Annotated in this window: 22 protein-coding genes and 2 riboswitches; of the genes, 17 read left to right on the top strand and 5 right to left on the bottom strand. The window is 53.8% G+C overall.

The window, feature by feature from the left end:
* Positions 1-350: 350 nt before the first annotated feature.
* The 4 genes from metX to cysK all read right to left on the bottom strand — a co-directional run bounded on the left by metX (position 351) and on the right by cysK (position 6,707).
* Entirely contained in the window at positions 351-1,460 is a 1,110-nt protein-coding gene (metX, locus tag D888_RS0113295) for a homoserine O-acetyltransferase MetX (RefSeq protein WP_020677051.1), read from the bottom strand.
* Positions 1,461-1,558: 98 nt separating this feature from the next.
* Positions 1,559-1,675, bottom strand: a riboswitch (SAM riboswitch).
* 141 nt (positions 1,676-1,816) lie between these two features.
* Positions 1,817-4,198 (bottom strand): methyl-accepting chemotaxis protein, encoded by a 2,382-nt coding sequence (locus D888_RS0113285; RefSeq protein ID WP_169513288.1) that lies wholly within the window; start codon positions 4,196-4,198, stop codon positions 1,817-1,819.
* Positions 4,199-4,386: 188 nt separating this feature from the next.
* On the bottom strand, positions 4,387-5,541 hold the full coding sequence (locus tag D888_RS0113280; RefSeq protein WP_020677048.1) for a trans-sulfuration enzyme family protein: 1,155 nt from the start codon (positions 5,539-5,541) through the stop codon (positions 4,387-4,389).
* Positions 5,542-5,614: 73 nt separating this feature from the next.
* Positions 5,615-5,729, bottom strand: a riboswitch (SAM riboswitch).
* 21 nt (positions 5,730-5,750) lie between these two features.
* On the bottom strand, positions 5,751-6,707 hold the full coding sequence (gene cysK / locus D888_RS0113275) for a cysteine synthase A (RefSeq protein WP_020677047.1): 957 nt from the start codon (positions 6,705-6,707) through the stop codon (positions 5,751-5,753).
* Positions 6,708-7,033: 326 nt separating this feature from the next.
* Between cysK and D888_RS0113270 the strand changes: the two genes are divergently transcribed.
* Positions 7,034-8,248: an ammonium transporter gene (locus D888_RS0113270; RefSeq protein WP_020677046.1), complete on the top strand. Its 1,215-nt coding sequence runs from the start codon at positions 7,034-7,036 to the stop codon at positions 8,246-8,248.
* 258 nt (positions 8,249-8,506) lie between these two features.
* Here D888_RS0113270 and D888_RS0113265 read toward each other — a convergent pair whose 3' ends face one another.
* Entirely contained in the window at positions 8,507-8,917 is a 411-nt protein-coding gene (locus tag D888_RS0113265; RefSeq protein WP_020677045.1) for an RrF2 family transcriptional regulator, read from the bottom strand.
* A 200-nt stretch (positions 8,918-9,117) separates the two neighbouring features.
* Between D888_RS0113265 and gluQRS the strand changes: the two genes are divergently transcribed.
* The 16 genes from gluQRS (at position 9,118) to hisIE (ending at position 24,521) form a co-directional block, all read left to right on the top strand.
* Entirely contained in the window at positions 9,118-10,044 is a 927-nt protein-coding gene (gluQRS, locus tag D888_RS0113260; RefSeq protein ID WP_026362385.1) for a tRNA glutamyl-Q(34) synthetase GluQRS, read from the top strand.
* A 107-nt stretch (positions 10,045-10,151) separates the two neighbouring features.
* Positions 10,152-10,913, top strand: coding sequence for a hypothetical protein (locus D888_RS0113255; protein WP_020677043.1), 762 nt, complete (start codon positions 10,152-10,154; stop codon positions 10,911-10,913).
* Between the two features lie 128 nt (positions 10,914-11,041).
* Entirely contained in the window at positions 11,042-12,910 is a 1,869-nt protein-coding gene (locus tag D888_RS0113250) for a response regulator (protein WP_020677042.1), read from the top strand.
* A 316-nt stretch (positions 12,911-13,226) separates the two neighbouring features.
* The gene (gene rho, locus D888_RS0113245; protein ID WP_020677041.1) at positions 13,227-14,474 is read left to right on the top strand and encodes a transcription termination factor Rho; all 1,248 of its coding nucleotides are present in this window, start codon (positions 13,227-13,229) and stop codon (positions 14,472-14,474) included.
* Between the two features lie 120 nt (positions 14,475-14,594).
* Entirely contained in the window at positions 14,595-14,804 is a 210-nt protein-coding gene (gene rpmE / locus D888_RS0113240; protein WP_020677040.1) for a 50S ribosomal protein L31, read from the top strand.
* A 136-nt stretch (positions 14,805-14,940) separates the two neighbouring features.
* Positions 14,941-15,630, top strand: coding sequence for an FAD-dependent thymidylate synthase (thyX, locus tag D888_RS0113235; RefSeq protein ID WP_020677039.1), 690 nt, complete (start codon positions 14,941-14,943; stop codon positions 15,628-15,630).
* Positions 15,631-15,649: 19 nt separating this feature from the next.
* Complete coding sequence (gene prfA, locus D888_RS0113230; protein WP_020677038.1) at positions 15,650-16,723, top strand: peptide chain release factor 1; 1,074 nt, start codon at positions 15,650-15,652, stop codon at positions 16,721-16,723.
* On the top strand, positions 16,720-17,577 hold the full coding sequence (gene prmC / locus D888_RS0113225) for a peptide chain release factor N(5)-glutamine methyltransferase (RefSeq protein WP_020677037.1): 858 nt from the start codon (positions 16,720-16,722) through the stop codon (positions 17,575-17,577). The genes prfA and prmC overlap by 4 nt, the downstream gene beginning before the upstream one ends.
* Before the next feature lie 27 nt (positions 17,578-17,604).
* Positions 17,605-18,858, top strand: coding sequence for a UDP-N-acetylglucosamine 1-carboxyvinyltransferase (murA, locus tag D888_RS0113220; RefSeq protein ID WP_020677036.1), 1,254 nt, complete (start codon positions 17,605-17,607; stop codon positions 18,856-18,858).
* A 30-nt stretch (positions 18,859-18,888) separates the two neighbouring features.
* Positions 18,889-19,551, top strand: coding sequence for an ATP phosphoribosyltransferase (gene hisG / locus D888_RS0113215; protein WP_020677035.1), 663 nt, complete (start codon positions 18,889-18,891; stop codon positions 19,549-19,551).
* A 60-nt stretch (positions 19,552-19,611) separates the two neighbouring features.
* Positions 19,612-20,901 carry a histidinol dehydrogenase gene (hisD, locus tag D888_RS0113210; RefSeq protein WP_026362384.1) on the top strand — a complete coding sequence of 430 codons (1,290 nt, stop codon included), beginning with the start codon at positions 19,612-19,614 and terminating at the stop codon, positions 20,899-20,901.
* Between the two features lie 28 nt (positions 20,902-20,929).
* On the top strand, positions 20,930-21,520 hold the full coding sequence (hisB, locus tag D888_RS0113205) for an imidazoleglycerol-phosphate dehydratase HisB (RefSeq protein WP_020677033.1): 591 nt from the start codon (positions 20,930-20,932) through the stop codon (positions 21,518-21,520).
* A 138-nt stretch (positions 21,521-21,658) separates the two neighbouring features.
* Entirely contained in the window at positions 21,659-22,282 is a 624-nt protein-coding gene (gene hisH, locus D888_RS0113200; RefSeq protein WP_020677032.1) for an imidazole glycerol phosphate synthase subunit HisH, read from the top strand.
* Positions 22,283-23,017 (top strand): 1-(5-phosphoribosyl)-5-[(5-phosphoribosylamino)methylideneamino]imidazole-4-carboxamide isomerase, encoded by a 735-nt coding sequence (gene hisA, locus D888_RS0113195; protein ID WP_020677031.1) that lies wholly within the window; start codon positions 22,283-22,285, stop codon positions 23,015-23,017.
* A gap of 4 nt (positions 23,018-23,021) precedes the next feature.
* Positions 23,022-23,792, top strand: coding sequence for an imidazole glycerol phosphate synthase subunit HisF (hisF, locus tag D888_RS0113190; RefSeq protein ID WP_020677030.1), 771 nt, complete (start codon positions 23,022-23,024; stop codon positions 23,790-23,792).
* A 36-nt stretch (positions 23,793-23,828) separates the two neighbouring features.
* On the top strand, positions 23,829-24,521 hold the full coding sequence (hisIE, locus tag D888_RS0113185; protein ID WP_020677029.1) for a bifunctional phosphoribosyl-AMP cyclohydrolase/phosphoribosyl-ATP diphosphatase HisIE: 693 nt from the start codon (positions 23,829-23,831) through the stop codon (positions 24,519-24,521).
* The last annotated feature ends 47 nt before the right edge of the window (positions 24,522-24,568 follow it).

Genomic DNA, 24,568 nt, shown 5'->3' with positions numbered 1-24,568 from the left:
GGCGACTCCGGGAGAGGCGAGGGCAACAGGTCTTTTTACCAGAGCTGGCGGGAATCGGCAAGGAATGATTGGATAAACGAGCTTGCAAATCAATTAATGCGCGATTAGACTCTGGGCTGTCTTTGCTAAAAAGGATTCAGATGGACGCCAAAAAAAAGTCAGATACTTTGGTGATTAACAAACTTTGTGGCAAATGTGTGCGCAGTTGTCGGCAGTCTGAATCCGTTCTCTTGCTCGAATGCCCGCGTTTTTTGCCCCGCCCCTTCAAATCAGAAAAACTCAAATTTGTCCAACTTGATCTCTTCGGTAATCCGGGCAGGCAGGACTGACACGTCCGGTTTGCCCCATCCTCACAAGTCCTCGAGAAAATCTTTCAACAGCGGTACAAATTTTTCCGGTTCGACCAGGAAACTGTCGTGCCCGTAGTCTGATTCGATCAGGTGATAGGTGACCGGCTTCTGCTGGCGGCTCAGCTCGGTGACGACCTCCTCAGCCTGGGACGAGGTGTAGAGCCAATCACTGCTGAACGAAAACCAGATCGAAGGACAGATCAGCGGCTCCAGTGCCTCTTCCAGGGAATCAAACCGCCAGGAGACGTCGTACAGATCCAGCGCTTTGGCCAGATAGAGGAAGCTGTTGGTGTCGAAGCGATCGACGAAAGAGTTGCCGTTGTAGTCGAGATAGCGCTCGACTTCGTATTTTCCGAAAAAATCGAAAATCCCGTCCATACGCGAAAAGCGTCGCTCAAACTTCAAGTGCATTGAGGCGTCAGATAGAAAACTGATATGACCGACGGCGCGGGCCAGCGCAAAGCCATCAGCTGGTGGGTGCTCCGGGTGATAGTTCCCCTTTTTCCAGAGGGGGTCGTTGAAGATCGCCTGGCGCGCCAGGGCATTTAACGCTATCGACATGGGGGAGGTGCGACCGGTACCGGCAATCGGGACGATGGAACGTACCCGATCGGGGAAATGAATCCCCCATTCCAGTGCCTGCATCGCGCCCATGGATCCACCGACAACGGTGTGGAGTTTTTCGATTTTCAGTTTGTCGATGAGTAGCTTTTGCGCGCGCACCATGTCGCGCACCATGATAACCGGAAAGTTTAACCGATAAGCACGGCCGTTGGCAGGGTTAATACTGGTCGGCCCGGTCGACCCTTTACAGGAGCCGATCACATTTGTGCAGATCACAAAGTAGCGCTCGGTATCGAAGACTTTTCCAGGGCCGATCATGTTATCCCACCAGCCGGATTTGCGGTCATCTTCGTGATGCCGCCCCGCCGCATGGGCATCACCTGTCCAGGCGTGGGTGACCAGAATGGCATTTGAACGTGCGGTGTTCAGTCGGCCATAGGTTTCGTAGGCGATGGTCAGGGGACCGAGACGCCGACCGCTTTCCAGGCGCAACTGGGTGTCGAAGTGTGCGTATTCAGTTGTGACAATGCCGATGCTGTCGTTCAACTTTGCCGGTTCCTTTGGGGGCTGCCGCAAAAAAAAGGCCCATTTCCAATAAGGAAACGGGCCTTTTAGAGGTGTAACGGTCTCTTAAATCGGCACCGTCCTTATCTTTCTCTGTCAGACAGAGAAGGATTTGGCACCAGACCCCGTATCCATAAAGATAACGGGCGGTTGCCGTGGCTTCAAAGGGCCTTTCCCTCCACCACTCACGATAAAGACGCTTGGTGGGCGCGGTGTGGCGCCCGATGTTTGTGAACTCTAGCTCAGCGGGATTGCGGCTGTCAATTGTTATGCAGACCTCGACCGCTTCTGACGAGACCATGAGCAAGGTCTTTTCGGGTTCCAGAGGGCGTGATTCTTTAGACTTTGAAGGTACTGACATCCTTCTGCAGGCTCTTTGCCTGGGTCGAGAGGGTTTTGACAATCTCGTTAAATTGGATAGCACGGGTGGCGTTGTTCTCTGCGATATCCGCTGATTTGCCAACCACCTCAATAGCCTCATGGCTTCTTTCGCTCTGTTGCAGGGTCGCGCTATGAATTTTTTCGATGGTTTCCTGAATCAGCTCCATCGCCTTGGAGATCTGCTGGCCGCCACGTTTCTGCTCGCTGGTGCTGTTTTTAACGCGTGCCGAAATTTCGGTCATCTGTTCAGCGGCTTTCGCGAGATGCTGGGTACTGTGACTTTGTTGCCCGATCGAGGCGGCGATCTGTTGCAGGGTCTCGGTAATGCTGACAGCTGCCTGCGTGATGTTGCTGCTGGCATCGGATTGACTGCGAACCTGGTCGCTAATCTGTTCAACCTGGGTCTTTGAGGCGATAGAGCTGTTGTGTAGTTTTTCGAGGGCGTCCCCGGCGTTCTGGCTACGCGCAACCTCTTGCTCGGCCTTAACGCTTCCGGCCTCAATCGCACTGACCGCCAGGCGTGTCCCCTCCTGCAGGTTTTCGATGATTCCGGCAATCTCCTCGGTCGAGATCGAAGTGCGTTCGGCCAGGCTTCGAATTTCACTTGCGACAACGGCGAACCCTTTGCCATGTTCACCTGCTTGTGCCGCAATAATTGCTGCATTCAGTGCCAACAGGTTGGTCTGGTCGGCAATCTCAGCGATGACATTTACGACATTGCCGATGGCATCCGAACGATTTCCAAGGTCGCGGATCGCGTGATGAGCCTGCTCAATCGTTTTCTGTAAGCCACTGATACCACGGATGGTGTCCATTACTGCGGCTTTTCCCTCCAGGGCCTGTGCGGCTGACTGTTCAACCAGTTTGCGCGTATGCCCTGCCCCCTCATCTATCGATCGGGTTGCTTCTTCCATCTGGCGAATTGATTCCGCAGTCTCCAGAGAGCTGCGCGAGAGTTCACTGATGTTCCCTTCAATCTGCATGTTCGATGAAGAGAGCTGGTGGATCGAATTGGAAATTTCATTGGTGACGTTGAAAAGATGTTCCATTTGCTCCGAAATACCTGTGGTAGTTGACCCGAATTCGTAGGTGGCGGCGGCACTCTCCTGTACCGATGCGACAAGCGATGAAACGTTGTCAGTAATCTCCTCGGCCATCGCGCTGATGACCTTTATGGCGAGATGGCTCTTTTCAAGAGCCAGGGATTGTTCATCTGCTTCATGGCTGAGTTCAACCGAGCGGCTGCTGAGTTGTTTGGCTGCTTCGCCGACACTCTGGGTAGCATTATGGGTACGGGAAATCATCTCATGCAGGCTGGCCATCAAGCGATTAAAGCTCAACGCCAAAGCACCGACTTCATCCCCTGAGGTGATCGGCAGGGTCCGGGTCAAATCTCCGGCGCCATCTGCAATCTGTTGAAGGTGGCCAACGACCTGCTGCAGGGGGGTGGTGATCCCGCGCGAAACAACCAAGGCGACTCCGGCGGCAAGAAAAAAGACAACAATCAGAGCGACCATCAGGGTTTGCCGCATTTGATTGCGGGAATTTTGAGCGGCAGAGTTGTTGATAGCCAGATAGAAGCCACCCTGATTATTCGGTAAGGTAGAGGAGAACAACATAAAGGGTGTCGAATCGATCTTCGTCTGGTTCAGTTTGTGATCAAGTATGGCTTGCAGGTTGAGTTGCGCAAGGGCCGGGGTCGATGAGGCGACCACCCGGTTCCCATTATGAAAGGCCAGTTCGGTCCCGGTTAGTTTTTTTAGACGGATTGCAAGGGCATTATTGAAGATGCGGAAGCCGTGCAGGCGGGCAATGGCCTGCCCCTGAAAAATGATCGGGATTCCCGCCGCAAAGGTCAGGTCTCCGCGAATCAACTGGGTGCGGTTATCAACTTCGGCCCCCAGGCTGCCGAGGAGATTCTCTTTTTCGCTATCGGTAAGAACTTCTCTATCCAGGGAGTCCTGTTTTTTTGTCAGGGTGTAGAGTATGCCGTCCTGGCTGAGTATTTCTATGCGGTCCAAAGCATAACTCTGCAGGATTTTATGCAGAGCCGGGGTCAGTCTGCTGGCATCGCCGGTCAATTGATTGAGGTGTATGGCATCGATCAACCCCGAATTATCCTCAAGCCGTTTGAGCTCGGTGCCAAGTTCTTCCTGGGTTGCCTGGTTGCTCGCGCGCACGAAATTTTCACCGCGTTCCGCTTTTTCGAGCAAATCATTGTTGAAGCGGGAATCCGTCATCTGGGTGAAGAGAAAACTGACCAGAATAAGTGGCAGCAGAGATAGCCCAAGTAAGGCAATCAGAATTTTCCAACGCAGACTTAGGGAGCGTAGCATCATTTCCTCAGGGTGGAGATAATCAATGAGATGGCAGAATAACCGCAGGCGCCCTGGTTTCATCGACTATAAAAGTCAGACTGGATTCCTTTGCGCTGCGGTGCATAATTCGTACTTACACATGCTAAACGCCTACATATGAACATAGGGTTAAATATAAAGAAATAATAATTTTACGACAAGTTGTGATTTCAGCCGTTCAGTGCCTGCCGCAGGTCGGCAATTAAATCGTTTACATCTTCGCAACCTACCGAGAGACGCAGCAGTGATTCGCAAATTCCCAGGCGTTCTCTTTCACTTGCAGGTATATCACCGTGGGTCTGGATTGCCGGCAGGGTCAACAGACTCTCGACCCCCCCAAGACTTTCGGCAAAGCTGATAATTTTTATCCTTTCGAGAATCTGGCGGGCGCGCTGGTGAGAGTCGACGCGAAAGGAGAGCATGGCGCCGAATCCGGTCGCCTGCTCTTGAATCAGTTGATGTCCGGGATGGGTGGGTAATCCTGGAAAATAGACAGTTTGGACCTGTGGCTGCAGATCCAGCCATTCGGCAATCTGTTGCGCGCTTTGACACTGTCGCTCAAGTCTGAGTGCGAGAGTTTTCAAGCTGCGGACGAGTAGCCAGCAATCCTGAGGTGGCAAGATGGGCCCGGTTGAATTCTGGAGGAAATAGAGCTCATCCCCCAGCTTTTTGTCTGCGGTGACCAGGGCTCCTGCACAGAGGTCGTTGTGCCCGCCGAGATACTTGGTCGCCGAATGAATCACGATGTCGGCTCCGAGTTCGATTGGGCGCTGCAGAAGTGGGGTTAAGAAGGTGTTATCGACGATAAAGAGCAGCCGGTGCTGTTTGCACAACCGCGCGATGGCACGGATGTCGGCGATCCCGAGCAGGGGGTTGCCCGGTGTCTCAACAAGAACCGCTTTGGTCGCGGGGGTAATAGCGTTGTTCACCGCGTTCAGGTCACTGGTGTCGACATAGCTGGTGGTCAGCTGAAAACGTAAGAAAATCTGATCCAGAACCCGATAGGTTCCACCATAAAGGTCTTCTGACAGAATCAGATGGTCGCCACTGGAAAAGTAGAGGAACAGGGTGGTCAGGGCTGCCATCCCGGAAGCAAAGGCCAGACCGCGGGAGCCACCCTCCATGTCAGCCAACAGCTCTTCAAGTGCCTCACGGGTCGGGTTGCCCGAGCGGGTGTAGTCGTAGCCGGTTGATTGTCCAACTGCGGGATGCCGGTATGTGGCGCTCGGATGAATCGGCAGGCTGATGGCGCCGGTCAGCGTGTCACGGCCTACGCCGGCCTGGACCAGTCGCGTTTCAATGCGGAGTCTCTCTTTTTTGAGCATATAACTCTCCTTAAAATAAAAGGCCCCTTCTCATCAGAAAAGGGGCCGGGAACACAGGGTACATGCCGGAGCCTTCTCATCTTTCTCCGATTCAACGGAGCAGGAGTTAGCACCTGATGACGAAATAACTTCGGCTTTCGGTTGCTGTGGCGTCAACGGGCCTGTCCCTCAACCACTCTTGATGAAAAGTGTTTTATGCGTTTCAGGCGTTAGGCGGTCTCCTCGAACAGCACACTCGACAGGTAGCGTTCGCCCGAATCGGGGAGGATCACTACGATTGTTTTGCCGGCGTTTTCGGGCAAGCCCGCCAGGCGGACGGCAACTGCCACCGCGGCCCCACAGCTGATGCCTGATAGCAGCCCTTCTTCAACGGCGAGGCGGCGTGCCATCTCGATGGATTCATCATTGCTGACCAGCTCAACCTGGTCGACAACCGACAGGTCAAGCGTCTCCGGAATAAATCCGGCACCGATCCCCTGAATCTTGTGGGGGCCCGGTACTAATTCCTGTCCGGCGAGATGCTGACTGATGACAGGACTGTGGGTCGGTTCGACCGCGACCGAAAGAATCGCTTTCTTCCGGGTATGTTTGATGTAGCGCGAGATGCCGGTGATAGTGCCGCCGGTACCGACGCCGCTGACCAGGATATCGATTTTACCTTCGGTATCGTCCCAGATTTCCGGTCCGGTAGTCCGTTCGTGAATCGCCGGGTTTGCCGGGTTTTTAAATTGGTGCATCAAGAGATAGCGTTCGGGATCGCTGGCAGCCAGTTCTTCGGCGGCGGCGATGGCGCCACCCATCCCCTTTGACCCCGGGGTTAGCAACAGCTTGGCGCCAAAGGCTTTCAGTACCTTGCGGCGTTCGATGCTCATGGTTTCGGGCATGGTCAGGGTGATCGGAATGGCCCGAGCCGCAGCTACAAAAGCGAGAGCAATGCCTGTATTGCCACTGGTCGGTTCGACAATCTCCATCCCGGGGCGGAGCAGCCCTTTCTCTTCAGCATCCCAGATCATGGCAGCACCGATGCGGCACTTGACGCTGTAGGCCGGGTTGCGACCTTCAATTTTTGCAAGAATGGTGGCGCCACCCTTGGGGACGACACGATTAAGTCGAACCAGCGGGGTGCGCCCAATGCTGAGAGAATTATCGTTAAATACCTGAGCCATGATGATCTCCTTATTGGTCGGAAAAGGTGCCTGCCGAAAGTTTTCTATTTGCGCGTGTGGATAAAAAAATAGTCTACACAACTAATTTTGTCAAGAATTGATTCTGATAACACCTACTTAATGCGCGACAATTAAGCGCTGGTTATATCTGGTCATCTTTTGAGCAGCCGTGCCTGTATATTAAGCAATCTCTCGAGCTTTATGCGCAAGCTAGGCCCAGTACAAAGAGAAGACCATTTAGGCATAACAATTGTAACCGGCCGTGCTGACCCAAAGAAGACAAAGAGGTCTTCATACTGTGGTCATAAGACGAGGAGGTCTTAGCGATGGAAGTTTCTCTTGCAGGTTTGCAAAGAGGGGGGGATGTTCTTTTTTTGCTGCTCGGTGCGGTGATGGTCTTCGCCATGCACGCAGGATTTGCCTTTCTTGAAGTGGGCAGTGTGCGTGAAAAAAGCCAGGTTAACGCTTTTTCAAAAATCCTTACCGACTGGTCGGTCTCGACCGTGGTCTACTTCTTGATCGGTTACCCGATCGCCTACGGCATCAATTTCATCATGCCCGCTGCGAGCTTGATGGGAGACAATCAAGGTTATGGCCTGGTGAGGTTCTTTTTTCTGCTCTGTTTTGCCGCCTGTATCCCAGCGATCATTTCGGGGGGGATTGCTGAACGCGCCAAATTCTGGCCCCAGGTCGTGGCCGGAGCAATTTTTGTTGGTTTTTCTTACCCCGTCTTTGAATCGCTTATCTGGGGGCGCAACAGTGCTGGACTGCAAGCCTTCTTTGAACGCAATCTTGGTGCCCAGTTTCATGATTTTGCCGGTAGCGTGGTGGTTCACTCCATCGGGGGCTGGTTGGCTCTGCCGGCGGTGCTGATCCTGGGTCCGCGCATGGGGCGCTTTGTGCGCGGCCGAAGCCATGCCATTCCGGTCAGTAATATCCCGTTTCTGGCCCTGGGGAGCTGGATTCTGGCGGTCGGCTGGTTCGGATTTAACGTCATGAGCGCTCAGAAACTTAACGGAATCTCCGGGCTTGTCGCGGTGAATTCCCTGGCGGCAATGGTGGGTGGGGTGCTGTTTGCCCAAGTTGCCAGCCGCAATGATCCTGGCTTTGTCCACAATGGTGCGCTGGCCGGTCTGATTGCGATCTGTGCCGGGTCTGATCTGATGCATCCGATCGGGGCTTTTTTTGTCGGAGGCATCGGCTCACTGATCTTTGTCTACGGTTATACCTTTGAGCAGGAAAAATTGCAGATCGATGACGTTCTCGGGGTCTGGCCTCTGCATGGAGTGATCGGAACCTGGGGTGGCATCTCTGCTGGAATCTTTGGCGCTAAAGCCCTGGGAGGACTCGGTGGAGTCAGCTTTCTGGCTCAGTTGGCGGGGAGTTTATTGGCCGTGTTCTACGCACTGGTCACCGGTTTTGTTGTCTATTATCTGATCGATAAATGTTTCGGTCTACGCATGACGCAGGAAGACGAGTTTGCAGGACCCGATCTCAGTATTCATAAAATTCACGCCTATCCCGAAGATCGGATTGGCTGATCAAAAAAGAAAGCTTGTTGATGGGTTTGACAGGAATCATTTCGCTGTTAATCTGATTATGGATGTTAAGAGCGACATGATTTTTACAGGGGGCCGTGGCAGCCCCCTGCTTTACCCTGGCAGACCTAACCCTCCTGGTTGCCAGGGTATTTTTACTCCGGGTTTTTTGAAGTCGAATAAGAGAGCGCCCCCCTGACAACGTCTGCAGGAGGGCGCTCTTTATTTAAAACAAATTATTTATAATGGAAGGGGTTTAGTTCAAGTTTTATCTTTGCTGGCCAGTTCGGAAATGCTGTACTTTCGCAGTACGCGGACCATCTCGGATTGCACTTCGCTCCAAACCTGATGGGCCGCACAAAAGGTATCACGCGTACAATGTCCTTTCTCCAGCAGACAGTGGTTTAGCGTCAGGGGCCCCTCTTCTGCTTCAAGCAGTTGCAGCAGGTCGATGGTGTCAGGATCGCGCGCCAGCAAAAAACCGCCGCCGACGCCGCGTTGAGAACTGACTATTCCCGCTTTAATCAACGGCTGAAGAATTTTTGTCAAAAATGCGGGAGTTACATCCTGGGTGCGGCAGATATCCTTTTTAAGGACAATTTCTCCCGGCGGTTGTTTTGCCAGAAAAATGACGGTGCGGATAGCATATTCAGTAGCACGGGTGATGACCAAAGTGCAGCTCCTTGGCAGGCATTAGCCAGATTAATGCGAATTGTTGACTTGCAGAGTTAGCAATACACGCTTTGAACTTTGATGTCAATCGTCTAATTAACCTGAAGAATTAGACTTTTGAGGCAAGGTCTGATCTTGCAGTTTTTCGCGCCCGGCGGCATTATCCCTGCTATCTTTCTCTCTGGACGGTTCTGAATAACATGTCATCCTCATCTCAAAAAGGCGCTGGACGTTTTGCCCCGAGCCCGACTGGGCCATTGCATCTGGGCTCGCTGATTGCGGCGCTGGGGAGTTATCTTCTGGCGCGCAACAGTGGACGTCGCTGGCTGCTTCGGATTGATGATCTGGACCGCCCACGGGTTGTTCCCGGTGCTGCCGCGGAGATTCTGCGACTGCTTGAAACCTTGGGTTTTACCTGGGACGAAGCGCCGGTATATCAGAGTCTTCGCAATAAACGTTATGCCGAGGTTTTGGGGCAGTTGCGGGAGTCCGGTCTGATTTATCCCTGCAGTTGCTCACGAAAGGAGGTTCTGGCCAGTGCTCCGCATGCCGGGGAAGAAGGCCCTGTCTATCCTGGAACCTGCCGCGAGAAGCCCACCACTTCCCGAGCGCAATATGCCCAGCGGCTGAAGGTGACATCGAATACAATCTCTTTCCACGACGGTCTGCAGGGGGATTATCGCCAGAATCTTCAGACCGAAGTCGGTGACTTTGTTCTATTTCGTGCCGATGGCCTGTTTGCCTACCAGGTGGCTACGGTGATCGATGACCTTGACGCTGGAATCGACCAGGTAGTGCGTGGTGCCGATCTGTTGACCTCTACCCCGCGCCAGATCTTTCTCTATCGCTGTTTGCATGAGTCTCCTCCGGAGTACTTCCATCTTCCCCTGTTACTCGATGAAGCAGGGGAAAAGATCAGTAAGCGGCAGGGTGAGGCTGGTTGCGTGACGGGCGAAAATGGTTCAAGTATGATGTGTCTCGCATTGATTTTTCTGGGGCAACCTCCCCCCCGAGAACTCTGCGGTGCTCCTGCCGTACGACTCCTCGAATGGGCCGTTGCGAATTTCGAGATGGCAGCAGTTCCGAGAGCAAATCTTAAACTTTCCGGCTTGCAGTTTAGCTATTAAGATACTCTTCACTGGCTTTCGCTGTTGGCGTTCTTCTGTTACGGTGAAGGATAGTTTGCAGAATACGGCTCAGATAATGTGGCGCGCAACAGTACGAAAGGGGTTTTATGCGGATTCTGGTGTTGATCTTATGTCTTGTGTTTTCTGGTTGCGGTGGTGGCGGTGTTTATCATGTGACGAAGGAGCAATATCATCAGCAGATAAAGACTCTGGGAGTGTTGCCCCTGCTGGTTGATAGTCGCTCAGTGATTCTTCACCCGGATAGGCAGGCAATTTTCGAGTTGGTGCGGCGTGCCGCGGCTGGACAGGGCGAATCCGTGGTTAATGCTCTGCGGAAGAAAAAAGGCTATTTTGATGTTCGCCTGATCCATGACCCTCCGCGGCTTCTGGCAGAACAATTGTTACTCAAGGCGAGGGTCGATGAGCTCGGCTATCCCGCAGGTTATCAATTGAACCTGCCTTATCTTGCTGAGCTGTGCAAGAAAGCGGTAGTTGACGGCCTGTTAATTTTTACTCTTCAGGGCGCGGTGCATAATGACAAACGCTGGTCGCGTAAAACACTTGAGACTCTGGTGACCGATTACAACGATATCGTCGGCACCGCTACTCTGGTGGCGGCTGACGGGCGTGTCCTCTGGGAGATGGATGGTCAAAACGCTGAAATTCTTTTGAGGTTGCAGTATCCTGATTTTGATGAGGCCTTCTACAACCGGTCCGATGCGGTGAAGCTCAAATTTATCGGACGCGCAGGATTAGAAAAAACCCTCCTCACTGCTACGGGTAAAGATCAGGAAGAATCGACATCTGTGCAGATTAAGGCCTGGCTCGAAAAGGTGACCTCGGCATTGAGTCCGACCTTTTTTCATTGAAAGTGAAATGTGGGTGATGAGCTATGAAAAATAACCCAGCGACTATACTTCTGTCCGATTTGCACGAGTCTTCAGATTCGTATGAGACCCCCGATTCAAATTGCAGGAAAAAGAATGGTACCCGATTCGTGAGTGATCCCACCCATTCACAACTCAACACTGAGCCCTGTCGTGCCGAACAGGAAGAGTGTTCGCGGTTGCGTGAGCGTATTCTTGAACAAGAGCGCACCGAGACCCGTTTTCAAAGCCTGTTCGAGGCGGTCAGTGAAGCGATCGTCTCTTTTTCGATCGCCGGTGAGATCCTGCGTGCCAACAAGTCATGCCGCACCATTCTGGGAACGCCTCCTGAGCAGCTCCTCACCCAAAAACTTGAAAATATTTTCCCCCTGACGACCATACCACAGATTGAAACGGCCTTCGCCCATGCCCTTGAGGGACATACACATGAAATAGAGACCCGATATCTCTGGCCCTCCGGCAAAGAAGTTCTGCTTGCTTTGTTGTTTGCCCCGATTCTGGAAGGGGAGGCCGTGGCCGGAGTGCTGCTGATGGCACGTGATTTGACTGGTGTTCGGTTGCGTGATCTGGAACGCTCCCGATTGTATGAAAAACTGCAGGAGAGTCACCGCGACCTCGAAGAGAAGGCCCTGGCGCTCGAAGAATCACAGGCGCAGCTTAAGGTGGCAATGGCAGAACAGGAGAAGGTCAATGCAGAACTGCGCGAGATTGATCGAATCAAGAGTGATTTTATCGGCATCGCCTCTCACGAATTGCGTACACCGCTGACCTTTCTTCTCGGATCTCTTGAATATCTCTACGAAAGTCTGCCCGAGCGCTTAAGTTCCGATGAAAGTACGCTGCTCGACTATTCGATGCAGGGTGCTAAACGGCTCTCCGATATTGTTGAGGACATGCTTGATATTGTGCGGATCGAAGCCGAGGGGTTCAGCCTGCGGCGGCACAAGGTAGGTTTTTATCAGCTGTTGCATGAGGTTCATCTCGAGCTGAGCTGGGCTCTCAAGGAACGGAATATCCAGCTGGTCTTTGCACCAGAGGCCGACTGGCCGCCATTATTGGCCGATACCGCCATGGTGAGAAGGGTGTTTACCGATCTTCTTGAGAACGCCATTAAATATACAGCAGATGGTGGGCGAATTGAGGTTTGTACCCAGCAGGTCAGCTTCCAAAATCTGCCGGAGGTTCAACTGAAACCCTTCTATCCCGACGGGGTTGATGCGCTGTCCTGGCAGGGCGATTTTTTGCAGGTCATGGTCCGTGACAATGGCATCGGGATTTCTGATGTCGATCTCCCGCGAATTTTTAATCGTTTCTATGCTGCGGGGAAGCTCGAAGAACACAGCAGCGGTAATAAATTCAGAGGAAGAGGGGTTGGGCTCGGTCTCGCTCTGGTCAAGCGAATTGTTCATGGCCACGGTGGACTCGTCTGGGCCGAGAGCCCAGGGACTGTAGCTGAATCTGGGTTAGAGTGTCCTGGTAGTTGTATCAACCTGATTTTTCCGCTTGATCTGCAACCAGCCCCCTTTGAAGCGGAGGAAGGAACGGTGCGCAGCCGGCGGCCGCGTATTTTGTTGATTGATGATGAACCCGCAATTCGCCGCTTCGTGCAGGTGTTGCTCACCGAACATTTTGATCTTGAGGTCGCCTCTGGCGGGATACAGGGGTTGGAGTTGGCCTTGACCTTTAAACCTGACCTGATTCTGCTTGATCTCTATATGCAGGACATGGACGGCTTCGAGGTCTGTAAAAAGCTCAAGACCCAGTCCGGAACGCGCGATATTCCGGTCGCAATGTTCACAGCGGTGGCTCGCCAGCACGAACGGGAGAAGGGACTTTCGGTCGGAGCTGTCGACTATATTACCAAACCGTTTTTCCCCAAAGAGTTGCTTCGGCGGATTCGCAGTTTGCTTAGCGAGCAAGGATTCAAGTTGGAAGATCTTGAAGAGAAAGAGACTTCCTCGTTTTTCCAGTTGACTTAAGAATTTAAAAGAGGGTACAAGCTAAGTATTGAAGATAGCGCGGATCCCGTCAGATGAGACTGGCAGGTTGATTCCCACCCCTTGAATTCTGAAATCAAATCCCTTTGATTGACTCTACCCTGATGCATCAATTTTGAAATCCCTAATTTAATGTACCGGCAAATTTGTGCCAGATGATACCAAGAGCCTGACCGAAATATCTATATCCTTCTATAAAACTTAGTCGTTTCGATCTCTTTAAAGACCTTTGACCCGCAGCCCCCAAAGGGGAGGGTGCTGCCCTGAATCGGCCCTGTTTTGGCCGTGGAGACCCTGCATGAACCTGAAAGAACTCAAAACCCGGAAGATGTCTGACTTGATTGGCCTTGCTAAAGAACTGAAGGTTGAGGATATCGGTGGCCAACGTCGCCAGGACCTGATCTTTTCCATTCTCAATGCGACGGCCAAGCAGAAAAATGAGATTTCCGGTGAGGGTGTGCTCGAAATTCTACCTGACGGGTTCGGTTTTTTACGGGCACCCGATGCCAACTACCTGCCCGGTCCTGATGATATTTATGTCTCTCCGTCGCAGATTCGGCGCTTCGGTCTGCGCACCGGTGATACCGTGGCGGGTCAGATTCGTCCGCCCAAAGAGGGAGAGCGTTATTTTGCCCTTTTGAAAGTTGCTGAGGTCAATTTTGAAGATCCAGGGAAGATGAAGGAGAAGACCTTCTTCGATAACCTGACACCGCTCTATCCAGAAGAGCACATTATTCTTGAGACCAGCTCTGACAATATGGCAGCACGGGTTATGGACCTGTGCTCTCCGATCGGCAAAGGTCAGCGGGGCCTGATCGTTGCTCCGCCGCGTACCGGCAAGACGGTGCTGATGCAGAATATCGCCAACTCTATTACCCAGAACCATCCTGAAATCTACCTGATTGTCCTGCTGATTGATGAGCGACCTGAAGAGGTCACCGATATGCAACGCAGCGTTAAGGGCGAAGTCATCTCATCGACCTTTGATGAACCAGCCAACCGCCACGTCCAGGTCGCAGAAATGGTCATCGAGAAAGCCCGTCGTCTGGTCGAGCACAAGCGCGATGTCGTGATCCTGCTCGACTCGATTACCCGTCTGGCTCGGGCCTACAACACGATTATCCCTTCCTCTGGTAAAATACTCTCGGGTGGTGTCGATGCCCATGCGCTGCATAAACCGAAGCGTTTCTTCGGCGCCGCGCGAAATATTGAAGAGGGCGGCAGCCTGACGATTATCGCAACGGCCCTGATCGACACCGGTAGTAAGATGGACGAGGTTATCTTCGAAGAATTCAAAGGGACTGGTAATATGGAGGTTCATCTTGATCGAAAACTCTCCGATAAACGGACCTTCCCGGCGATCGATATTAACCGCTCCGGTACCCGCAAGGAAGACCTCTTGATCCCCGAGGCCAGTTTGCAGCGAATCTGGTTGTTGCGTAAATTGTTGTCGACCATGAATTCGGTCGATTGTATGGAATTTATGCTTGATAAGCTGCGAGAATCAAAAACCAATCAGGACTTCCTCGATTCCATGAATCGCTGAGGGAACTTGGCCTGGCCAGAAAACGCTTGCTTGTCGCTCAATTAGATGGTAAAAGACCGCTCTGTTTAAGTCGATTCAGCTCATGACCTGTACCAAAGCCAGGTTGCAAGGAGAAAGAAAATGAAAGAAGGAATTCATCCTGCTTACGAAGAAATCACGGTTCGTTGTGACTGTGGCAACAGTTTTGAAACCCGTTCTACGACCTGCGATGAGATTCATACCGAGATTTGCTCGGCTTGCCATCCGTTTTACACCGGCAAGCAGAAGCTGATTGACACCGCTGGTCGGATTGAGCGTTTCCGTCGCAAGTACGGACCGGGTACGAAATAACCCGTCATCTACGCAATCAACGGCCCTTTCGGGGGCCGTTTTTTTTTGTTTGGAGCTCTTCCCGGCCGGCTTTTACTTGGAGTGTCGCGCCGACTATGGCAGAATCGGGGCGAATTTTTTTACGGGGTGACTCTTTATGCAGATTGAATTACTGACTTATACGCCAGAACCTGAACTGGTGGTCGCCGCTGCCGCGCGCTTGTGCTACTCGAATTCTTCGATCGAAGCATTGCTCGAGAAGAGCCGAACCGAGCGGGAGGCCTTTCTCGAGAAGATCACCTCGCTTGGCCATCTGTCAGTGCTTGAGCATGTCAGCTTCTCCTTCGGGGTTGAAGGGATCAGTCGCGCCTGTTCTCATCAGCTGGTCCGGCATCGTCTGGCCAGTTATTCGCAACAGAGTCAGCGCTATGTCTCTCATAGCAAACGCTTTTCGGCAGTGACACCTGATTCGATTGCGGAGCACGCTGAGCTGAATCAACGCTACCAGCAGCTGCTGAGTGAAATTCATGGCTTTTATGTGGAGATGCTTGACTCCGGGATTCCGGCAGAGGATGCGCGTTTCATCCTGCCAAATGCGGCGACGACCAAGATTGTGGTGACCATGAATGGCCGGGAATTGCTCCACTTTTTTGAACTGCGTTGCTGTCGGCGTGCCCAATGGGAAATCCAGCGCCTGGCCAAAGAGATGCTCAAACTGGTTAAACCCCTGGCCCCGATCCTGTTTTCCAAGGCCGGTCCGGGTTGTGTCGGCGGGGCATGTCCTGAGGGAGAATTGACCTGCGGGGCGATAAATGAGGTGCGTGGCGAGTTCAAACACTTGGTTTGAGGTGATCCCGAAGGGACCTATGTTTCATAATCTTGAAAATGTCGTTGATCGTTTTCGTGAAGTCGAAGGCCTGCTCTCGGATCCGAGCGTCATGTCGAATCAGTCGCGCTATCGCGAGTTGACCCGAGAACATTCGGACTTGAGTGAGGTGGTCAGAGTTTATGGCCTCTACAAGCAGGTCCTGTCTGAAATCGCAGGGAACCGTGAATTATTGCTGGATCCGGACCCTGACATGAAAGCCATGGCGCGTGAAGAGTTGCCTCTGCTCGAAGCGCAACAGGAAGAACTCGAAGCCAACCTGCGTCTGTTGTTGTTGCCGAAGGACCCGAACGATGAGCGCAATAGTATCCTTGAAATTCGTGCCGGGACAGGCGGTGATGAGGCGGCCTTGTTTGCTGCTGATCTGTTCCGGATGTATTCGCGTTATGCCGATGCCCAGGGCTGGAAAATTGAGATTCTCAGTCTTTCCGAAACAGACGGTGGCGGGTTCAAAGAGGTTATAGCGCTGATCAATGGGAATCATGTCTACTCGCGGCTCAAGTTTGAAAGTGGCACCCACCGTGTCCAACGTGTCCCTGCGACCGAAACCCAGGGGCGAATTCACACCTCGGCCTGCACCGTGGCGGTATTGCCAGAGGCTGAAGATGTTGATGTTGATATCAACCCGGCCGATATCAGACTTGATCTGTTCCGGGCCTCGGGCGCGGGCGGTCAGCATATCAACAAAACCGAATCAGCAGTGCGTTTGACGCATATCCCGACCGGGCTGGTCGTCTCCTGCCAGGATGAAAAATCGCAACATAAAAACAAGGCCAAGGCGATGAAGGTACTGCAGTCACGTCTGTACGATAAAATGCTGGCGGAACAACAATCTGTCATGGCGGCGGATCGCAAAAGCCAGGTCGGCAGCGGCGATCGCAGCGAGCGTATCCGGACCTACAATTTTCCCCAGGGCCGCTGCACCGATCACCGGATCAATTTGACCCTCTATCGGCTTGATGCCATTATGCAGGGTGATGTCGGTGAGGTGATTGATGCCCTGATCACTGATCATCAGGCGGCACTCTTGAGTCAGCAGGAGCGTTCGGCTTGAGCGACGTTGATGCCTGGACTCTGCTGAAGTTGTTGCGCTGGACAACCAGTTTTTTCCAGGATAAGGGGATCGATAATCCACGGCTTGATGCTGAACTCCTGATTGCCCATGTTCTGAAGCTGGACCGGGTCGGCGTCTACCTTAATTACGACCGACCCCTGACTCCTGAGGAGTTAAGCCTGATCCGGCCGTTGGTCAAGCGCCGGGGGCAACGGGAGCCCTTGCAATATATTCTGGGAAATACTGAATTCTGGTCCCTCGAGTTCAAGGTGTCACCGGCGGTCTTGATTCCACGTGCCGATACCGAAGTTCTGGTCGAAGAAGCCTTGAAAAAAGCTGATGACGTCGGAGAACTGCTCGATATCGGGACCGGGAGCGGCGCTATTGCCCTTAGCTTTGCGTATGAAAAGGTGCGCTGGCAGGTTACCGGATTCGATATCTCAGCCGCTGCGCTGGCGGTTGCTAGAGGAAATGCCGACAACCACACGCTCGAGTCGCGCTGCCGGTTTCTTTTAGGTGACCTTGCTCAACTACCGGAAAGATCTTTCGATCTGGTGGTCTCCAACCCGCCCTACATCAGCAGCTCGGAATATGAAGCATTGATGCCGGAAGTACGCAATCATGAGCCGTCGCAGGCGCTGTTGGCCGGGGCCGACGGCCTTGATTGCTATCGTTTACTGGCGGCACAGGTCGATAAAATTCTCAAGCCGGGCGGGTGGTTGCTCTGCGAAATCGGTTGTTCCCAGGAACAGCCGGTGTTTGATCTTTTGCAGAAAGCAGGATTGAACGAAATCTATTGTCGGCAGGATTATGCCGGCAATCCGCGTGTCGTCGGTGGACGGCGCAGGTTTTAAAAATGTGTATCTGAGAGATAGAGCCTTTTGCATAAAATTGTGATCAAGGGCGGCCTGCCGCTTAATGGTGAAGTTCAGATCAGTGGAGCCAAAAATGCGGTCCTGCCGCTTTTATTTGCCACCTTACTGTCTGCGGGGCAGAGTGAAATCTGCAATGTCCCCGATTTACGTGATATTGACACGGCCCTGTCCCTTTTGAAAATTCTGGGTGCGCCGACTGCGCGGGCTGAGGACTGCTGTCAGGTGGATGCGCGCACGATTCAGAGTGTCGAGGCGCCCTATGATCTGGTGCGAACCATGCGGGCCTCGGTGCTGGTCTTAGGGCCGCTGCTGGCGCGGTGTGGTCATGCGCGGGTCAGTCTGCCGGGGGGCTGCGCCATTGGTGCGCGTCCGATCGATCAGCATCTGAAGGGTTTCGAAGCCCTCGGGGCCAGGATCACCCTGGAACATGGCTATGTTGAGGCGCGCGCCGAGCGCCTGCGTGGGGCGCATATCATTTTTGATATGCCGACGGTTGGAGGTACCGAAAATCTGCTGATGGCGACCGCCCTGGCCGAAGGCGAATCGATCATTGAAAACGCTGCGCGCGAACCTGAAATTGTGCAGCTCGCTGAAGCGTTGATCTCTATGGGTGCCAAAATCGAGGGCGCCGGTACTGCACGCATCCATATTGAAGGGGTCAGTTCTTTACAACCGTTGAAAATATCGGTGATGCCGGATCGGATTGAGGCAGGTACCTTCATGATTGCCGCCGCCATGACTCGCGGCAATGTGCTGGTGCGTGGTGCACGGCAGCGGGATCAGGAGGCCTTGTTGAAAAAAATGACCGAGGCCGGCGCGCATATTGATGCAACTCAGGACGGCTTGCGCGTCATTGGCCCCGACCGGTTGATGCCGGTTGATATCCGAACCTCGGCTTTTCCCGGCTTCCCCACCGATATGCAGGCCCAGTTCATGGCGATGATGTCCCTGGCCGATGGCACCAGCCGGGTCTCGGAAAATGTTTTTGAAAATCGCTTCATGCATGTCTGTGAGCTGCAGCGTTTGGGTGCCGATATCAGTATTGATGGCCATAGTGCGACTATCCATGGGGTTAAACAGTTGCACGGCGCGCCGGTGATGGCGACCGATCTGCGCGCGAGCGCCTGTCTGATTCTGGCCGGTCTCGCCGCGGAAAATACGACCGAGGTGTCCCGCATCTATCATCTCGATCGCGGTTATGAACGGATCGAAGCAAAATTGGCGAAACTCGGTGCTTGTATCGCCCGGGTTCCTGAATAAGCAGGGCGACCGAAGTAAGGAATAATACTCATGAATGACTGGATCACCTTTGCCCTGCCGAAAGGGCGCATACTCGAAGATTCCATGGAGCTTTTTGCGCAGATCGGGATCACCTGCCCCGAGATGCATGAGAAGAGTCGCAAGTTGGTCTTTGAAAACCCTGAGTTGAAATTACGCTTCATGGCTGTTCGCGCGACTGACGTACCGACCTATGTTGAATACGGTTGTGCCGATATCGGGGTCGTCGGTAAGGACACCCTGCTTGAGCAGGGGAAGGACCTCTATGAACCGGTCGATATGAAGTTCGGTTACTGCCGGTTGGTGGTGGCGGAACCGAAGAATTTGCAGGCGGAGGATAACCCGCTCAACTGGTCAAACATTCGGGTGGCGACCAAATATCCCAACATCACCGAACGTTATTTTGCTCAAAAGGGGGTGCAGGTCGAACTGATTAAACTCTACGGGTCGATTGAATTGGCCCCGCTGGTCGGTCTTTCGGAGCGGATTGTCGACCTGGTCTCGACCGGCGGCACGCTCAAGGCGAATGGTATGGTTGAAGTCGAAACTATCGCTGAAATCACCAGCCGCCTGATCGTGAATCGCGCCAGCCTCAAGACCAAGCATCAGCGGATCGGCAAGATCATCGAGGATCTGGAAAAGGTCGTCGGTGATGAGGTGCGGATCTCGGAATGATGACATTCTGTGAGAGGTGAAGTGTGAGGTGCGAGGCGTGAAAGGTGAGGTGATGAGATGATGCGGATTTTGAAATTTACTGATGCAGATTTTGCTGAGTCATTTCGGAAGATTGAGCAACGTGCCGAAGAGATTCCTTCCGGAATTGAGCAGACCGTAAAAGAGATTCTCGCCGATGTGCGCTTGCGTGGCGATGCGGCGCTCTTCGAGTTGACCGCCAGGTTTGATCGGTTGCTACTCACGGCCTCCACCGTCGAAGTGACCGCCGCCGAAATGGATGCCGCCGTCGCCCAGGTGAGTGCAGAATCTTATGCCGCGCTGGAACTCGCCGCCAAGCGCATTGCGGATTACCATCGCAAGCAGAAGCAGGAGACCTGGCTCTCAACCGACGAAACGGATGTGCTGGTCGGTCAACTGGTACGTCCTCTCGATCGGGTCGGGATCTACGTGCCGGGCGGCAAGGCGAGCTATCCCTCTTCGGTTTTGATGAATGCCGTGCCAGCCAAGGTTGCGGGTGTCGGTGAAGTTGTGATGGTGGTGCCGATGCCGGACGGGGTGATTAACCCGGCTGTGCTGGCCGCCGCTAAAATTGCCGGAGTCGATCGTGTATTCAAGCTGGGTGGAGCCCAGGCGGTCGCGGCACTGGCTTTCGGTACCGCGTCGGTGCCCAAGGTCGACAAGATCACCGGACCGGGAAATATCTATGTCGCCACCGCCAAACGGCTGGTCTTTGGTCTGGTCGATATTGATATGATTGCCGGGCCGAGCGAGATTCTGGTTATCAATGATGGCAGCGGTACGGCCTCACATATCGCCGCCGACCTGCTCAGTCAGGCCGAGCATGATGAGCTGGCTTCGGCGGTACTGGTCACCAGTTGTGAGAAGATGGCGGCGGAGGTGCAGGCTGAAGTGGAAAAGCAACTTCATCATCTCAGTCGCGAAAAGATAGCGCGTCAGTCGATCGACAATTACGGCGCAATCATTGTCGCGAAAGATCTGGACGAAGCGATCGCTTTTTCAAATCGGATCGCACCTGAACATCTGGAACTCGCGGTGGATGATCCCTTCGCGATCCTGCCGCAAATCCGTCACGCCGGTGCGATCTTCATGGGGCATCATACCCCCGAGGCGGCGGGCGATTATATCGCTGGTCCCAATCACACCTTGCCGACTGGCGGGACCGCGCGCTTCTTCTCGCCGTTGTCCCTTGATGATTTTGTAAAAAAATCAAGCATCATCAGCTTCAGCCCGGCCGGCTTAAAGCGCCTGGGCAAAGAGATCATCCACATCGCCGAACTCGAAGGGCTGCAAGCCCACGCGAAATCGGTTTCGATCCGTTTGCAAGACTAAAGTCGATTTCTAACTCGGGAGAGACATCATGGCACGCAGCGCAAAAATTGAGCGGAAGACCAAAGAGACCGAGATTTGTGTTGAGTTGAATCTGGATGGTTCCGGTACGGAGAATATTTCAACACCGGCCCCCTTTTTTGATCACATGCTCTCGGCATTGACCCGCCACGGCTTCTTTGATCTAACCGTCGTCGCCAAAGGGGATATTGAAATCGATGCCCATCATACGGTTGAAGATGTCGGCATCTGTCTGGGCGAGGCGTTCAAGAAGGCGCTCGGCGATAAATCCGGTATCCGTCGTTTCGGGCGCGGCACCATGCCGATGCATGAAGCGCTGGCGTCGATCATTATTGATTTCTCCGGGCGTCCGTTTCTGGTCTTCAATGCGGAGATTCCCAAGGCGCAGATCGGTAATTTTGAAACTGAACTGGTCGCAGAGTTCTTTGTCGCCTTCTGCAACCACAGCGGTGCCAATATCCACGTCAATCTCGCCTACGGCGATAACCTGCATCACATCATCGAAGCTATCTTCAAGGCGTTCGGCCGGGCGCTGGATGAAGCGACCTCCATTGATCCACGCATTCGCGGGGTGCTGTCGACCAAGGGCAGTCTCGAATAATGGCGTCGTGAGGCTTTTTTGATTATTCCTTCTCCCTCAGGGAGAAGGTGGCCGAAGGCCGGATGAGGGGATTGTTTGAGATTCCCCCTCACCCTGGCCCTCTCCCTGAGGGAGAGGGGATTTATTCAGAGAGACAGAATGATTAACATCATAGATTACGAAATGGGCAACCTGCGCAGCGTCGAGAAGGCCTTTGAGTCCCTCGGCTTTGCTGTCCGGGTCAGCGCCAATCCGCAGGATATTGCCAGCGCCGATAAAATTGTATTGCCGGGCGTCGGCGCCTTTGCCGACTGCGTGAACAATTTGCGGGCCGGTGGTTTTGTTGACCCCTTGCTGGCTCACGTTAAGACCGGCAAGCCGTTGTTAGGGATCTGCGTCGGCATGCAGATGCTGTTTGATGAGAGTGAAGAGTTCGGCCAGCATCAGGGGCTTGGCCTGATCCCCGGCAAGGTAATGCGTTTCCCCTCGGGCATGGTCGAGAACGGCGAACGTCTCAAGGTGCCGCACATGGGCTGGAATAACCTGTTGCAGAAGCAGGCCTCACCGTTGTTTAAAGGTGTGCTTGACGAAAGCTTCGTCTACTTTGTCCATTCCTATTACTGTCAGGCCGAGAACCAGGCCGATGTTGCCGCCAGCTGTCGCTACGGGGAGGTCGAGTTCTGTGCCTCCCTCTGGCACGACAATATCCTTGCGACGCAGTTTCACCCTGAAAAGAGCCAGTTGATTGGCTTGAATATTTTTAAAAACTTTGGAGAGATGTAAGTGATTATTCTGCCCGCGATTGATCTGAAAGAAGGCCGCTGTGTCCGCCTGGAGCAGGGTCTGATGGATAAGGATACCGTCTATAATGATGATCCGGCCGCTCAGGCGCTGACCTGGCAGGAGCAGGGCGGTGAACTCCTGCATATCGTCGATCTCGATGGCGCCTTTGCCGGGGTACCGAAGAACAAGGCCGCGATCCGCGCGATTGTTGCAGCGATCAGCATTCCCAGTGAACTGGGCGGCGGTATCCGTGATCTGCAAACGATTGAGGCGTATCTTGAGTTGGGTGTGACCCGGGTGATTCTCGGTACCATCGCCAAGGAGAATCCTCTGCTTGTCGCGGAAGCGTGCAAAAAATTCCCCGGTCGGATCGTGGTCGGTATCGATGCCATGAAGGGGCTGGTCGCGGTGCGTGGCTGGGCCGATGTGACCGAAAAACTCGCGACCGAAATGGCCAAAGAGATGGAAGGCTTCGGCGTTGAGGCAATCATCTACACCGATATCGCGCGTGACGGTATGATGCAGGGGCCGAATATCGAGGCGACCAAAGCGCTGGCTGAAGCGATCAATATCCCGGTGATTGCTTCGGGCGGGCTCTCGAGCCTCGATGACATCCGGCGTCTGATGGCGATCGAATCTTCCGGGGTGACCGGCGTCATCACCGGCAAGGCGATCTACTCCGGAGCTATTGATCTGCGCGAAGCGGTCGCTCTGACCAGGCAGAGACAGGATTAATCAGATGCTGACCAAAAGAATTATCCCCTGCCTCGACGTCAAGGATGGCCGCGTGGTCAAAGGGGTGCAGTTTGTCGGCCTGCGTGACGCCGGGGACCCGGTTGAGGCCGCCGAGGCCTACGACGCCCAGGGCGCAGATGAACTGATCTTTCTCGACATCACCGCCAGCAGCGATAATCGCGACACCATCATCGATGTGGTGCGACGCACCGCCGAGCGGGTCTTTATGCCGCTGACCGTAGGCGGAGGGATTCGGAGCTGTGAAGACATTCGCAAGATGCTTAACGCCGGAGCCGACAAGGTGTCGATCAACACCGCCGCGGTGTTTAATCCCGAGTTTGTGCGTGAAGCTGCGAACCGTTTTGGCAGCCAGTGCACCGTAGTTGCCATTGACGCGCGTCGTGTCCCCGATTCTAATCCGACGCGCTGGGAAGTTTACACCCATGGTGGCCGTAAACCGACCGGTATCGATGTGGTCGAATGGGCTCAGAAGATGGAAGCCTACGGCAGCGGGGAAATTTTGCTGACTTCGATGGACTGTGACGGTACCAAGGATGGCTACGATATTGCTCTGACCCGCGCGGTCAGTGATGCGGTTGAGATTCCGGTGATCGCCTCGGGCGGGGTCGGTACTCTCGAACATATCCGCGAGGGGTTGGTGGAGGGCGGTGCCAGTGCGGCCCTTGCGGCTTCGATCTTCCACTTCAAGCAATACACCATCGCCGAGTGCAAGGAATATCTGAAACAGCATGGGGTGCCAGCCAGAATCCTGTGAGGGGTGAGGCGTAAAGAGTGAGGGGGAGGAGAGATGATGTCTTTGGTTGAACAATTGAAATTTGATAGTGATGGCCTGATCCCGGCGATCACCCAGGACGCCGAGACTGGCGAAGTGCTGATGATGGCCTACATGAACGCCGAGGCCGTCACCCAAACCCTGGCGACGGGCAAGGTTCATTACTATTCGCGCTCGCGCCAGAAGCAGTGGCTGAAGGGTGAAACCTCCGGTCATTTTCAGATCGTCAAGGAGATCCGCTTCGATTGCGACAACGACTGTTTGCTGATCAAGATTGAGCAGCAGGGCGCCGCCTGTCATACCGGGCAGCGCAGCTGTTTTTATCGTTCCTGGGATGCGGGGATAAAAGCAGGAGGCGAGAAACTGGTTGATACCGCCAGTATCTACGCCCGGCAGGATATTATGGAAGCGCTCTATAATATCATTCAGGAGCGCAAGCAGCTGGCCGACGGCGAGAAGTCCTATGTCAAGTCACTCTTTGATAAGGGGCTGGACAAGATCCTCGGCAAGATCGGTGAAGAAGCGACCGAGACCGCGGTTGCCGGCAAGGGCGGCATCAAGCAAGAGATTATCGGCGAGGTCGCCGATCTCTTCTTCCACGTCCTGGTCCTGCTCGGTTATTACGATCTGCCGCCAGAAAGAATCTACGCCGAACTGCGGCGCCGCTTCGGCCTGTCGGGTCTCGACGAGAAGGCCGCTCGCGGTAAGTGAACAAGTTGTCAGCGGGACCAACATCCCGAGTTATAATTCATTCCCGG

Source organism: Geopsychrobacter electrodiphilus DSM 16401 (genome assembly GCF_000384395.1).
GTDB classification, from domain to species: Bacteria; Desulfobacterota; Desulfuromonadia; order Desulfuromonadales; family Geopsychrobacteraceae; genus Geopsychrobacter; species Geopsychrobacter electrodiphilus.
The sequence above is the reverse complement of the archived record's forward strand: the minus strand, read 5'-3'. Positions and strand labels throughout refer to the sequence as shown.

Excerpts from the sequence above, each read along its gene's own strand:
- D888_RS0113285 (WP_169513288.1), bottom strand. The coding sequence starts at position 4,198 with ATGATGCTACGCTCCCTAAGTCTGCGTTGGAAAATTCTGATTGCCTTA.
- D888_RS0113280 (WP_020677048.1), bottom strand. The coding sequence starts at position 5,541 with ATGCTCAAAAAAGAGAGACTCCGCATTGAAACGCGACTGGTCCAGGCC.
- cysK (WP_020677047.1), bottom strand. The coding sequence starts at position 6,707 with ATGGCTCAGGTATTTAACGATAATTCTCTCAGCATTGGGCGCACCCCG.
- D888_RS0113270 (WP_020677046.1), top strand. The coding sequence starts at position 7,034 with ATGGAAGTTTCTCTTGCAGGTTTGCAAAGAGGGGGGGATGTTCTTTTT.
- gluQRS (WP_026362385.1), top strand. The coding sequence starts at position 9,118 with ATGTCATCCTCATCTCAAAAAGGCGCTGGACGTTTTGCCCCGAGCCCG.
- D888_RS0113255 (WP_020677043.1), top strand. The coding sequence starts at position 10,152 with ATGCGGATTCTGGTGTTGATCTTATGTCTTGTGTTTTCTGGTTGCGGT.
- rho (WP_020677041.1), top strand. The coding sequence starts at position 13,227 with ATGAACCTGAAAGAACTCAAAACCCGGAAGATGTCTGACTTGATTGGC.
- rpmE (WP_020677040.1), top strand. The coding sequence starts at position 14,595 with ATGAAAGAAGGAATTCATCCTGCTTACGAAGAAATCACGGTTCGTTGT.
- thyX (WP_020677039.1), top strand. The coding sequence starts at position 14,941 with ATGCAGATTGAATTACTGACTTATACGCCAGAACCTGAACTGGTGGTC.
- prfA (WP_020677038.1), top strand. The coding sequence starts at position 15,650 with ATGTTTCATAATCTTGAAAATGTCGTTGATCGTTTTCGTGAAGTCGAA.
- hisG (WP_020677035.1), top strand. The coding sequence starts at position 18,889 with ATGAATGACTGGATCACCTTTGCCCTGCCGAAAGGGCGCATACTCGAA.
- hisD (WP_026362384.1), top strand. The coding sequence starts at position 19,612 with ATGCGGATTTTGAAATTTACTGATGCAGATTTTGCTGAGTCATTTCGG.
- hisB (WP_020677033.1), top strand. The coding sequence starts at position 20,930 with ATGGCACGCAGCGCAAAAATTGAGCGGAAGACCAAAGAGACCGAGATT.
- hisH (WP_020677032.1), top strand. The coding sequence starts at position 21,659 with ATGATTAACATCATAGATTACGAAATGGGCAACCTGCGCAGCGTCGAG.
- hisF (WP_020677030.1), top strand. The coding sequence starts at position 23,022 with ATGCTGACCAAAAGAATTATCCCCTGCCTCGACGTCAAGGATGGCCGC.
- hisIE (WP_020677029.1), top strand. The coding sequence starts at position 23,829 with ATGTCTTTGGTTGAACAATTGAAATTTGATAGTGATGGCCTGATCCCG.